This is a genomic window from Erwinia persicina (genome assembly GCF_019844095.1).
GTDB lineage: Bacteria > Pseudomonadota > Gammaproteobacteria > Enterobacterales > Enterobacteriaceae > Erwinia > Erwinia persicina.
In genome coordinates, this window is the sequence record NZ_CP082141.1 from 3,748,787 (window position 1) to 3,760,305 (window position 11,519).

Below are 11,519 nucleotides of genomic sequence, written 5' to 3' on the forward strand. Positions count from 1 at the left end.
GTCCCATTTTTACCCGAGTTGCTAATTTTTGCCGTAAAGTCCTCAGTCGTGAGGTGGTGGCGCCTGCCGTAATCGAGGAAGTGCGTCAGATGGCCGTCGTTCCGCGTGACGCCCATAATATCTCACGCAAGGACATCAGTGAAAATGCCCTCAAGGTGCTGTATCGCCTGAACAAAGCCGGCTATGAAGCCTATCTGGTCGGCGGTGGCGTGCGCGATTTGCTGCTGGGTAAAAAACCGAAAGATTTCGATGTGACCACCAACGCCACCCCGGACCAGATGCGTAAGCTGTTCCGTAACTGTCGCCTGGTCGGCCGCCGTTTCCGCCTGGCACACGTGATGTTTGGCCCAGAGATCATTGAAGTTGCCACCTTCCGTGGTCACCACGAAGCCGAACAGCCAGTGACCGAAGACCGTAACAGTTCACAGCGCGGCCAGAACGGAATGCTGCTGCGGGATAACATCTTTGGCTCGATTGAAGATGACGCACAGCGGCGTGACCTGACCATCAACAGCCTCTACTACAGCGTGGCCGATTTTACGGTGCGCGATTATGTCGGGGGACTGAGCGATCTGCAGCAGGGTATTATCCGCATGATCGGTGACCCGGAAACTCGCTATCGCGAAGATCCCGTGCGTATGCTGCGCGTGGTGCGCTTTGCCGCCAAGCTGGATATGAGCATCGCAGCTGAAACCGGTGAACCCATCCCACGTCTGGCGACCCTGCTGAATGATATCCCGCCCGCGCGCCTGTTTGAGGAAACCCTGAAACTGTTGCAGGCGGGCTACGGTCACAGCACCTATCTGAAACTGCGCGAATATCAGCTGTTCCAGCCGCTGTTCCCGATCCTCACCCGTTACTTTACCGAACAGGGTGACAGTAATATGGAGCGGATGATCCTGCAGGTGCTGAAAAATACCGATAACCGCATCCACAATCAGATGCGTGTTAACCCGGCGTTCCTGTTTGCCGCCATGTTCTGGTATCCGCAGCTTGAAGCCGCGCAGAAAATTGCCCAGGAGAGCGGGCTTGCCTACTACGACGCCTTTGCGCTGTCGATGAACGACGTGCTGGATGAAGCCTGCCGTTCTCTGGCCATCCCGAAACGAATTACCACCCTGGTGCGTGATATCTGGACGCTGCAGCTTCGCCTGTCACGTCGCCACGGCAAACGCGCCTGGAAGCTGATGGAGCATCCTAAGTTCCGCGCCGCCTACGACCTGCTGGCCCTGCGTGCCGAAGTGGAAAAAAACCACGAGCTGCAGCGTCTTACTACCTGGTGGAGTGAATTCCAGGTGTCTGCACCGCCGCAGCAGAAAACCATGCTCAACACCCTGGGTGACGATCCGGTTCCGCGCCGTCGCACCCGCCGTCCGCGCAAACGCGTGCCGGGCGCACCACGCCGTGACCAAAATAACGACGCATGATCCGCGTCTATCTGGCACTGGGCAGTAATCTGGCCGACCCGTTGCATCAGGTGCACTCTGCACTGCATGCGCTGGCGGCCATACCTGATACCACGCTGGTTGCCACCTCGTCGCTTTACCGCACGCCCCCCTACGGCCCACCCGATCAGCCTGATTTTCTCAATGCTGCCGTGGCGCTGGATACCCATCTGGACGCCGAAGCCCTGCTGAACCATACCCAGCGTATTGAGCTGGAGCAGGGACGCGTGCGTAAAGCCCACCGCTGGGGGCCGCGCACCCTCGATCTGGATATCATGCTGTTTGGTGAGCAGACGCTGAGTACGCCACGTCTGACAGTACCGCACTACGATATGCTCAACCGCGCATTTATGCTGTTGCCGCTGCTGGAGATTGCTCCGGCGCTGTGCCTGCCGGACGGCACGCGGCTGGCCGATATCCTTGCCCGACTTGATACCGGAGCTATCTCCCGCTGGTAACCCGCCCGTTATCCCCCCTTTGCACTGCCCTTCCCTTCCTTTAAGATACGCCAACTCAGTTTTCTTAAGGTGAAATGATGAAACCGACAACTGTCTCTACCCTGCACCAGTGGAAACAACAGGGGCGAAAATTCGCTTCGATTACCGCGTACGATTTCAGTTTCGCTAAACTCTTTGCCGATGAAGGCATTGAGGTCATGCTGGTCGGGGATTCACTGGGGATGGTGGTGCAGGGCCACGACTCCACGCTGCCGGTCACCGTCGCCGATATTGTCTACCATACGCAGGCGGTGCGACGCGGCAGCCCGGCAGCCCTGCTACTCGCTGACCTGCCTTTTATGAGTTATGCCACTCCGGAGCAAACCTTTGACAACGCGGCGCAGCTGATGCGTGCCGGGGCCAATATGGTCAAACTGGAAGGCGGCAAATGGCTGGCAGAGACGGTCAGGCAGTTAACCGAGCGCGCCGTACCCGTCTGTGGCCACCTGGGCCTGACGCCGCAGTCGGTCAATATTTTCGGCGGGTATAAGGTGCAGGGGCGTGACAGCGCTGCTGCTGACCGTCTGCTGGAAGACGCACTGGCGCTGGAAGCCGCTGGCATGCAGCTGCTGGTGCTGGAGTGCGTGCCGGTGGCACTGGCACAGCGCATTACCGATGCGCTGACGGTACCGACCATTGGCATTGGTGCCGGTAACGTCACCGACGGGCAAATTCTGGTGATGCATGATGCCTTTGGTATTACCGGGGGCCATATTCCGAAATTCGCCAAAAACTTCCTCGCGGAAGCGGGCGAAATCCGTGCCGCAGTGCGTCAGTATGTGGCAGAAGTGGCAGACGGACGTTATCCGGCTGCAGAACACAGTTTCCAGTAACCGAGGAGAAAGTCCGTGCTGATTATTGAAACGCTGCCCATGCTGCGCCGCGAAGTCCGTCGCTGGCGTCAGGATGGCAAACGTATTGCGCTGGTTCCTACTATGGGCAACCTGCACGACGGGCACATGACACTGGTCGATGAAGCGCGTGAGCGTGCGGATATTGTCGTGGTGTCGATTTTCGTTAACCCGATGCAGTTCGAACGCGCCGATGACCTGGCGCGCTATCCGCGCACGCTGCAGGAGGACTGCGAAAAGCTGAACCGTCGTGGCGTTGACCTGGTCTTCTCTCCGGCCCCCGGCGACGTTTATCCGCTGGGCCTGAGTGAGCAGACCTTTGTTGACGTTCCCGTCCTGTCCACCCTGCTGGAAGGGGCCAGTCGGCCCGGCCACTTCCGGGGGGTTTCCACCATCGTCAGCAAGCTGTTTAACCTGGTCCAGCCCGATCTTGCCTGCTTCGGCGAGAAAGATTATCAGCAGCTGGCGCTGATCCGCAAAATGGTGGTGGATATGGGCTACGATATTGATATCGTCGGCGTGCCGACCGTGCGCGCTAAAGATGGCCTGGCGCTCAGTTCACGCAATGGCTACCTCACCGCCGCAGAGCGTAAGATTGCCCCCGTCCTCAGCCAGGTCATGCAGGATATCGCCGGCAAACTCAGCCAGGGCGAGCGTCACATCGAAACCCTGATCGATGAGGCAGAAAGCACCCTCAGCGAGCGGGGGCTTCAGCCTGATGGTCTGGCGATTGTCGATGCCGAGACGCTGCTGCCGCTGAATGTCGACAGCCGGCGCGCGGTGATCCTGATGGCCGCGTGGCTGGGCAAAGCGCGTCTGATTGATAACCAGCAGGTTGATCTGACCCAGTAGACAGACGCGCCCGCTCAGGCAATACTGTCGACCGATTTTTTGAATTGACTGCAGAGTAATTATTTATGAACCGTACTATGTTGCAGGGCAAACTTCACCGGGTCAAAGTGACTCAGGCTGACCTGAATTATGAAGGGTCCTGCGCCATCGACCAGGATTTCCTCGACGCTTCCGGCATTCTGCAATATGAAGCGATTGATATTTATAATGTGAACAACGGCCAGCGCTTTTCAACCTATGCGATCGCGGCTGAACGGGGCTCAAAAATCATTTCGGTTAACGGGGCGGCCGCGCGCTGCGCCTGCGAAGGCGATTTGCTGATTATCTGCTCTTACGTGCAGATGTCCGACGCCGAGGCGCGGGAGTGGCAGCCAAAAGTGGCCTATTTTGAGGGCGACAACCAGATGAAACGCGTGGCGAAAGCCGTGCCGGTTCAGGTCGCATAAAAAAGCAAAAGGGCCGATCGGTCATCACCATCGGCCCATGCGTTACGGGTAGGGGTTGACCTTCTTTTCCGGTCAACCCGATAAAACAGTTTTAATCAGGTCCGTAATCCACGCCCACGCTGAATCAACACCCACACCAGCGCGTAAAAGACCACGATAAACGCCACCAGCACGCCCAGCGTAAACGCCAGCGGTACGTCATGAATCCCCAGGAACCCGTAGCGGAAGCCGCTGATCATATACACAATAGGGTTCAGCTTAGACACCATCTGCCACACCGGCGGCAGCAGGGTCAGTGAATAGAACACGCCCCCTAAATAGGTCAGCGGCGTCAGCACGAAGGTCGGGATCAGGCTGATATCGTCGAAGGTACGGGCAAACACGGCGTTCAGCAGGCCCGCCAGCGAGAACAGGATCGCCGTCAGCAGCAGCGTCACCGCCACCATCAGCCACGAATGAACCTGGAACGGGACGAAGAACAGCGAAATAGCCGTGACCAGCACGCCCACACAAATCCCACGCGCCACACCGCCGCCGACATAGCCGGCGATAATCACATGCGTTGGCACCGGGGCCACCAGCAGCTCTTCAATGTTGCGCTGGAACTTGGCGCTAAAGAAGGAAGAGGCTACGTTGGCATAGGCGTTGGTGATCACCGCCATCATAATCAGGCCCGGCACGATAAACTGCATATAGCTGAAGCCGTGCATTTCACCAATGCGTGAACCAATAAGGTTACCGAAGATAATAAAATAGAGCGTCATGGTGATCACCGGCGGGACCAGCGTCTGGATCCAGATGCGGGCAAAGCGGTTCACTTCTTTACCCCAGATGCTTTTCAGCGCCACCCAATACAAATGTGTCATGCTTTATCTCCACTGTGACCGTTAACCAGGTCCACAAATAACTCCTCAAGACGGTTCGCTTTATTGCGCATACTGAGCACCTGCACCCCCTGATGGCTGAGCTGGCTGAACACGCTGTTCAGGCCCTGCTCGCGCAGCACTTCGACTTCCAGCGTTGAGGTATCCGCCAGGCGATATTTAAACCCTTCCAGCTTTGGCAGCGGGCTTTTCGGCGCGAGGTCGAGAATAAAAGTTTCTGATTTCAATTTGGAAAGCAGGCCTTTCATTGAGGTGTTTTCGACCAGCTCCCCACGCTGAATAATGCCGATATTGCGGCACAGCATCTCGGCTTCTTCCAGATAGTGGGTGGTCAGGATAATGGTGGTGCCCTGTGCATTCAGCTCCTGCAGGAAGGTCCACATGGAGCGACGCAGTTCGATATCCACCCCGGCGGTGGGTTCATCAAGGATCAGCAACTTTGGCTCATGCATCAGCGCACGGGCAATCATCAGGCGACGCTTCATGCCGCCGGAGAGCATCCGTGCACGTTCGTTACGTTTTTCCCACAGATCGAGCTGTTTCAGATACTTTTCAGCCCGTTTTTGCGCCTCGATTTTTTCCACGCCGTACAGCCCGGCCTGGCTGACCACGATCTGCAGCACGGTTTCAAACTGGTTAAAGTTGAACTCCTGCGGCACCAGGCCCAGCTGACGTTTGGCATTCACCACGTCCTGCTGCAGGTCGTAGCCAAACACCCGCACCTTTCCGGCGGTTTTATTGACCAGCGAACTGATGATGCCAATAGTGGTGGACTTACCGGCGCCGTTTGGCCCCAGCAACGCATAGAAATCACCGGCTTCAACCGTGAGATCGATTCCTTTTAGCGCCTGTACCCCACCTGCGTAGGTTTTGGTCAGCTTTTCAAGCTCCAGTGCATAAGTCATAGGTTAAAGAGTGCCCTGTTCTGTTGAGGTTTCTTGTTTGTGATTTTCAATCGTGCCGCATTGCCCTATATTACTGCATCGCATTTTGAGCAACGGGTCGACACCATTATGAAAGACATTGATACCCTTATCAGCAACAATCGCCAGTGGTCACGGTTGCTGAAAGAGGAAGACCCCGGCTTCTTTGAGCGCCTTTCTCTGGCGCAAAAACCCCGTTTTCTGTGGATTGGCTGTTCTGACAGCCGGGTACCTGCCGAGCGCCTGACCGGGCTGGAACCGGGTGAACTGTTCGTCCATCGCAATGTTGCCAACCTGGTGATCCACACCGATTTGAACTGCCTGTCAGTGGTGCAGTACGCGGTAGAGGTGCTGGAAGTTGAGCACGTCATTATCTGTGGCCACTATGGCTGCGGGGGCGTTCAGGCCGCCGTCGAAAATCCTGAGCTGGGCCTGATCGATAACTGGCTGCTGCATATTCGCGATTTGTGGTACAAGCATAGTTCGTTACTGGGTGAACTGCCGCCCGAAAAACGTTTCGATAAACTGTGTGAAATCAACGTCATTGAGCAGGTGTATAACCTGGGTCACTCGACGGTGATGCAGTCAGCATGGAAACGCGGACAAAAGGTCAATATTCATGGCTGGGTCTACGGCATCCAGGACGGTTATCTGCGCGATCTGGGCGTCAGTTCTGCCAGTCGCGAAATCCTTGAGCAGCGCTACCGCCACGGTATTGCCAATCTGCTGAACGACCCGGACCTCAACCCGTAAGCCGCCTGTTCTGGCGGCCGCGCCAGCCCCCTCACGCGGCATAATGACAGGCAGCGTGCGGGATCACGACCAGGCGAGATATGGTATATCAGGCCGGAGAACCCGGCCTTAGTCGATTGTGCTGTGCCTACACCTTACGAGTTACTCGTCCAGCATCACCACTTTACCCACATAGGGCAGATGACGATAACGCTGGGCGTAATCAATACCATAACCCACGACAAATTCGTCAGGGATGGCAAAGCCCACATACTCAACCGGCACGTCAACTTCACGACGCGAAGGCTTATCCAGCAGCGTACAGATCGCCAGTGACTTCGGTCCGCGCAGGCGGAAAATTTCCCGCACTTTGCTCAAGGTATTACCTGAATCAATAATATCTTCAACAATTAACACGTCTTTGCCACGGATATCCTCATCCAGATCCTTCAGGATCTTTACATCACGTGAGCTTGAGGTGCCATTGCCATAACTTGAGGCCGTCATAAAGTCGACTTCGTGCGACACCTCAATCGTGCGGCACAGGTCGGCCATAAACATAAACGAGCCGCGCAGCAGGCCAACCAGCACCATCTCGCTGCCGCTGTCACGGTAGTGGTCACTGATTTGTCTGCCGAGTTCGGCAACGCGGGATTTGATCTCAGCTTCGGAGATCATCACTTCAACGGTATGTTTCATAGGTAGCGGTTCGTCGATTGCTCAGGGAAAGCGGTGAAGTTTATCACACTTCGCTACGGCTTCGCTCACCGTTGCGCAACGGATTTTCCTGCTGCACAAAGCAGACATATAGACTGCTATACGTTCAGATAGCCGAATTTCATATGGCATTTTGATTTAACCATAGAGCGTTTAGGCATTTATGGCGGCACCCTGCCTCATGCTAGTTTATGCGCAACAATAATAGATCCTATGCCTGACGGCCGGAGTCCTCATGCCTTCCTCACATTCTAAAAAAACACACATCGGCACGCGCGAGCTGCACCCTGAAACCCAGATGCTTAACTATGGCTATGATCCGTCACTGTCAGAGGGCGCGGTGAAACCGCCGGTATTTCTCACGTCGACTTTTGTGTTTAACAGCGCAGAAGAGGGTCGCGACTTCTTTGACTACGTTTCCGGCCGCCGTGAACCGCCTGCCGGCGAAGGCAACGGGCTGGTGTATTCGCGCTTTAATCACCCGAACAGTGAGATTGTGGAAGACCGCCTGGCGATCTATGAGCGTACCGACAGCGCGGCACTGTTCTCTTCCGGCATGTCGGCCATCTCCACCACCCTGCTGGCGTTTGTCAAACCGGGCGATACCATCCTGCACTCCCAGCCGCTGTACGGCGGTACGGAGACGCTGCTGAGTAAAACCTTCCGCAACCTGGGTGTCTCGACGCTCGGGTTTGCTGACGGTGTGGATGAACAGGGAGTCCAGGCCGCTGCAGAGGAAGCGATGACGCTGGGTCGGGTATCGGTGATCCTGATTGAGTCCCCGGCCAACCCCACTAACAGCCTGGTCGATATTGCGCTGGTGAAGCGTGTGGCCGACCACATTGAACGCCAGCAGCAGCATCGCCCGATTATCGCCTGTGATAACACCCTGCTTGGCCCGGTCTTTTCACGGCCGACCGAACACGGGGCCGATATCTCGCTCTACTCGCTGACGAAATATGTCGGCGGCCATTCCGACCTGATTGCCGGCGCAGCCATGGGCAGCAAGGCGTTAATTCGTCAGGTGAAGGCCCTGCGCAGCGCCATCGGCACCCAGCTTGATCCGCATTCCAGCTGGATGATCGGCCGTTCTCTGGAGACGCTGGCGCTGCGTATGGAGCGCGCCAACGATAATGCCGCCGCGGTGGCCGCCTTCCTGCAAAGCCATCCACAGGTGGAAAAGGTGCACTACCTGCCGTTCCTTGACCCGGCCTCTGCCGCAGGCAGAGTGTTCAGCACCCAGTGCAGCGGTGCCGGCTCGACGTTCTCGTTTGATATTCGCGGCGGTGAGGCGGCGGCATTCCGCTTCCTCAACACCCTGCAGCTGTTTAAACTGGCGGTCAGCCTCGGCGGCACCGAATCCCTTGCCAGCCATCCTGCCAGTACCACCCACTCCGGCGTACCGATCGAAGTACGCAACCGTTTCGGCATCACCTCCTCCACCATTCGCCTGTCGATTGGCATAGAGAATAAAGAGGATTTAATCGAGGACGTACGGCTGTCGCTGGCGTAACGCTCTCGCGGTAAGGTCGCGGGTCGATCGCTGATCGGCCCCTGCGAAATGCCTCTTCCCCGGACACTCCCTGTAAGGCGTTCCACTCGCTTTCACGCTAACTGGCCACCCTGTTTTCTAAGCTGCCTGTACGGCAGTGAACAGTTGCACGTTAACCGCATAGCGCGGTCGGAATTTCTAAGCTGCCTGTACGGCAGTGAACCTGCGGATCACGCGCTGAATGTCCGTAAACGTTTTCTAAGCTGCCTGTACGGCAGTGAACCGTTAGCTTACGTCACGACCCCGTTGACTTCCTTAACTTTTATCACGAGGTTCGGGCAAAACCCTTTTTTCTTACCTTATTTAAATACTGATAATAATCAGTAAGATAAAAACCGGTTCAAAAAAAGGGTCTGCCGTGCCGGAGATTACGCCACGGTGAAGCCGAGCATCATGCCGGTGTCTTCATGCTCCAGCAGGTGGCAGTGGGCCATATAGGCATTGGCGGCGTCGGCCTGATGATTAAAGCGCACCAGTACCTCACTGCGCCAGCCTTCGACACGCACCGTGTCTTTCCAGCCGCTGCGGTGGGCCGCAGGGGGTTTGCCGTTTTCAGAGAGAATACGGAACTGGGTGCCGTGAATATGAAACGGATGCAGCATCATGTCGCCTTCGCCGGAAACGGTCCATTTCTCGAAGGCTCCCTGCTTCACTGCAAACGATGGCTTATCCATGTTAAACGCAACACCGTTAATCTTGTTAGCCTCATGGAAATCGTAAGCACCGGACGGCTTATCATGTGCCATTCCCGCCATTTTCTCGTGGTCCATACCGGGCATATTATGGTGCCCTGCCATCGCCATCTTGTTCGTATCAGCTGCTTTGTCGCTGTCGTGGGCATCCATCTTCATACCCGCCATTGAAGTATGGCCGTATTTTTCCATCATAGCTGCCATGCCAAGACGGTCCAGCTCAGGATCCATCATCAGCTGCAGCCAGCGGGTGTTCAGCCCTTCTGTGGGCGGGAACGCAGGCAGATCCACCAGCTTATCGGGCAGCGTGCCGCTGGCCAGCACCCGCAGGGGATTGATCGACAGCACCGGCAGCGGATGATCGAAGGGCTCCACCGTCATTCCCATCTGCCGCACGGGCAGGGTTTGCAGATCAAATGCTTTACCATCGGAGGTGTCTACCAGCACTTCGAAGCGTTCGCCCGGCATCATCGGCAGTTCGGTGACCGCCACCGGTTCAGCCAGCAGCCCACCGTCGCTGGCGATCACGTACATGGGACGCTGGTCGCTGGTGGTCAGATTAAGCGAGCGGGCGTTACAGCCGTTGAGCAGTCGCAGGCGTAACCAGCCGCGCGGTGCCGCTGTCTGTGGATAAATAGCTCCGTTGGTCAGCATCGTATCGCCAAACCAGCCCACAGCGGCACTCATCACATCCAGTTGGTAGTCAATCTGGCTGCCGTCAGCGCTCAGGCGTTTATCCTGTAAGACGACAGGAATATCATCCACTCCCCACAGGATGGGCAGCCGCAGTTTGCCGCTCTCCGGATCGTTAATCAGCACCAGCCCGGCCAGCCCCTGCGCCACCTGATAGCCGGTACGTCCATGCTGATGTGGATGGAACCAGCAGGTCGCTGCAGGCTGATCCGGGGTAAAGGTGACGCGGCGCTTTTTACCCGGCTCAATACGCGCCTGTGGCCCACCATCGACATTGCCCGGCAATTCCAGACCGTGCCAGTGTACGGTGGTGGCTTCCGGCAACCGGTTATAGATGTTGATGTTGATCTCTTTGCCGCGCTCCAGCTGAATAGCCGGGCCCAGCAGGCTGCCGTTATAGCCCCAGGTGGGAACCTTTTTGCCCCGCCACTGACTGGTGCCTGCCTGCGCCGTCAGGGTAATTTCACTGCGGGCATCAGCAGTCAGTAACGCGGGCACAGGCAGCAGCGGGCGCTGTTCCGCCGCCATTAATGAACGGCTCCACAGTGGCAGCGCGCTGGCTGCGCCAACGGCAGCGCTTAATTTAAGAAAATCACGACGTTGCATCATCCATTCCTTTTGTCAGATGTCGATATCCCCGGGATTTTTCAGTCACCGGGGTGAGTGTTATCCGCAGCATAAACCCTGCCCCAGCGGGAAGGTCAAGTCCGTAAAACGACGGTGCATCGGGTGCTTCAGGATTTTTCTGCCGCAAAAGTGGCTGGCACCCGGCGTGAACTGTGCTAACGTCTGCTTATTGCACACGTATGAGAAAAATCATGAAGAAAAGCATCAAGGCTCTGTTGCTGTTAGGGCTGTTTGGCTTCTCCTCCACCAGCTTCGCACTGAGCGAATCGGAAGCAGAAGATTTGGCAGATTTAACCGCTGTATTTGTTTATCTGAAAAATGATTGTGGCTACCAGGAACTTCCCGACGGCCAAATCCGCCGCGCGCTGGTCTTTTTTGCACAACAGAATCGTTGGGATCTGACCAATTACAACAGCTTCAATATGAAAGCACTAGGGGAAGACAGTTACCGCGACCTCAGCGGCATTGCCGTCCCGAACGATACCAAATGCAAATCTCTGGCTCGTGATTCACTGAGTCTGCTTGCCTACGTGAAGTAATCGACCATACTCATCCTCCTGCTGCCGCTGATTTGACCGTGCAACCACGGTCATAAATAGCTATGATAC

12 protein-coding genes are annotated in these 11,519 nt (G+C 56.4%); 8 read left to right on the forward strand and 4 right to left on the reverse strand.

From position 1 onward, the window contains the following. Nucleotides 1–5: 5 nt before the first annotated feature. The 5 genes from pcnB (at nucleotide 6) to panD (ending at nucleotide 4,091) form a co-directional block, all read left to right on the forward strand. A complete protein-coding gene (pcnB, locus tag K6L24_RS17380; protein WP_204695070.1) occupies nucleotides 6–1,427 on the forward strand; it encodes a polynucleotide adenylyltransferase PcnB in 1,422 nt (473 codons plus the stop codon). Beyond that, nucleotides 1,424–1,903 carry a 2-amino-4-hydroxy-6-hydroxymethyldihydropteridine diphosphokinase gene (gene folK, locus K6L24_RS17385; protein ID WP_118664607.1) on the forward strand — a complete coding sequence of 160 codons (480 nt, stop codon included), beginning with the start codon at nucleotides 1,424–1,426 and terminating at the stop codon, nucleotides 1,901–1,903. The genes pcnB and folK overlap by 4 nt, the downstream gene beginning before the upstream one ends. 77 nt (nucleotides 1,904–1,980) lie before the next feature. Continuing rightward, nucleotides 1,981–2,775: a 3-methyl-2-oxobutanoate hydroxymethyltransferase gene (panB, locus tag K6L24_RS17390; RefSeq protein ID WP_062747167.1), complete on the forward strand. Its 795-nt coding sequence runs from the start codon at nucleotides 1,981–1,983 to the stop codon at nucleotides 2,773–2,775. Nucleotides 2,776–2,790: 15 nt separating this feature from the next. Then, nucleotides 2,791–3,645, forward strand: a complete 855-nt coding sequence (panC, locus tag K6L24_RS17395) for a pantoate--beta-alanine ligase (protein WP_062747170.1) — start codon at nucleotides 2,791–2,793, stop codon at nucleotides 3,643–3,645. 65 nt (nucleotides 3,646–3,710) lie between these two features. Continuing rightward, a complete protein-coding gene (gene panD, locus K6L24_RS17400; protein WP_062747172.1) occupies nucleotides 3,711–4,091 on the forward strand; it encodes an aspartate 1-decarboxylase in 381 nt (126 codons plus the stop codon). 95 nt (nucleotides 4,092–4,186) lie between these two features. Here the strand turns inward: panD and K6L24_RS17405 are convergent, their stop codons facing one another. Together K6L24_RS17405 and K6L24_RS17410 are read right to left on the reverse strand one after the other, a co-directional pair. After that, nucleotides 4,187–4,957: an ABC transporter permease gene (locus tag K6L24_RS17405; RefSeq protein WP_062747174.1), complete on the reverse strand. Its 771-nt coding sequence runs from the start codon at nucleotides 4,955–4,957 to the stop codon at nucleotides 4,187–4,189. Next, entirely contained in the window at nucleotides 4,954–5,880 is a 927-nt protein-coding gene (locus K6L24_RS17410; protein WP_062747176.1) for an ABC transporter ATP-binding protein, read from the reverse strand. The genes K6L24_RS17405 and K6L24_RS17410 overlap by 4 nt, the downstream gene beginning before the upstream one ends. A 108-nt stretch (nucleotides 5,881–5,988) precedes the next feature. Between K6L24_RS17410 and can the strand changes: the two genes are divergently transcribed. Beyond that, on the forward strand, nucleotides 5,989–6,651 hold the full coding sequence (gene can / locus K6L24_RS17415; protein ID WP_118665867.1) for a carbonate dehydratase: 663 nt from the start codon (nucleotides 5,989–5,991) through the stop codon (nucleotides 6,649–6,651). Between the two features lie 141 nt (nucleotides 6,652–6,792). Here the strand turns inward: can and hpt are convergent, their stop codons facing one another. Continuing rightward, nucleotides 6,793–7,329 (reverse strand): hypoxanthine phosphoribosyltransferase, encoded by a 537-nt coding sequence (gene hpt / locus K6L24_RS17420; RefSeq protein ID WP_062747178.1) that lies wholly within the window; start codon nucleotides 7,327–7,329, stop codon nucleotides 6,793–6,795. 253 nt (nucleotides 7,330–7,582) lie between these two features. On the opposite strand from hpt, the gene K6L24_RS17425 reads away from it, so the two are divergent. Continuing rightward, nucleotides 7,583–8,860: a cystathionine gamma-synthase family protein gene (locus tag K6L24_RS17425; protein WP_062747181.1), complete on the forward strand. Its 1,278-nt coding sequence runs from the start codon at nucleotides 7,583–7,585 to the stop codon at nucleotides 8,858–8,860. A 407-nt stretch (nucleotides 8,861–9,267) separates the two neighbouring features. On the opposite strand, the gene cueO is transcribed toward K6L24_RS17425, so the two are convergent. Further along, a complete protein-coding gene (gene cueO / locus K6L24_RS17430) occupies nucleotides 9,268–10,890 on the reverse strand; it encodes a multicopper oxidase CueO (protein ID WP_222682339.1) in 1,623 nt (540 codons plus the stop codon). Between the two features lie 212 nt (nucleotides 10,891–11,102). Between cueO and K6L24_RS17435 the strand changes: the two genes are divergently transcribed. Next, nucleotides 11,103–11,450 (forward strand): YacC family pilotin-like protein, encoded by a 348-nt coding sequence (locus K6L24_RS17435; protein ID WP_062747186.1) that lies wholly within the window; start codon nucleotides 11,103–11,105, stop codon nucleotides 11,448–11,450. Nucleotides 11,451–11,519 lie beyond the last annotated feature (69 nt).

Excerpts from the sequence above, each read along its gene's own strand:
- folK (WP_118664607.1), top strand. The coding sequence starts at position 1,424 with ATGATCCGCGTCTATCTGGCACTGGGCAGTAATCTGGCCGACCCGTTG.
- panB (WP_062747167.1), top strand. The coding sequence starts at position 1,981 with ATGAAACCGACAACTGTCTCTACCCTGCACCAGTGGAAACAACAGGGG.
- panD (WP_062747172.1), top strand. The coding sequence starts at position 3,711 with ATGAACCGTACTATGTTGCAGGGCAAACTTCACCGGGTCAAAGTGACT.
- K6L24_RS17405 (WP_062747174.1), bottom strand. The coding sequence starts at position 4,957 with ATGACACATTTGTATTGGGTGGCGCTGAAAAGCATCTGGGGTAAAGAA.
- K6L24_RS17410 (WP_062747176.1), bottom strand. The coding sequence starts at position 5,880 with ATGACTTATGCACTGGAGCTTGAAAAGCTGACCAAAACCTACGCAGGT.
- can (WP_118665867.1), top strand. The coding sequence starts at position 5,989 with ATGAAAGACATTGATACCCTTATCAGCAACAATCGCCAGTGGTCACGG.
- hpt (WP_062747178.1), bottom strand. The coding sequence starts at position 7,329 with ATGAAACATACCGTTGAAGTGATGATCTCCGAAGCTGAGATCAAATCC.
- K6L24_RS17425 (WP_062747181.1), top strand. The coding sequence starts at position 7,583 with ATGCCTTCCTCACATTCTAAAAAAACACACATCGGCACGCGCGAGCTG.
- cueO (WP_222682339.1), bottom strand. The coding sequence starts at position 10,890 with ATGCAACGTCGTGATTTTCTTAAATTAAGCGCTGCCGTTGGCGCAGCC.
- K6L24_RS17435 (WP_062747186.1), top strand. The coding sequence starts at position 11,103 with ATGAAGAAAAGCATCAAGGCTCTGTTGCTGTTAGGGCTGTTTGGCTTC.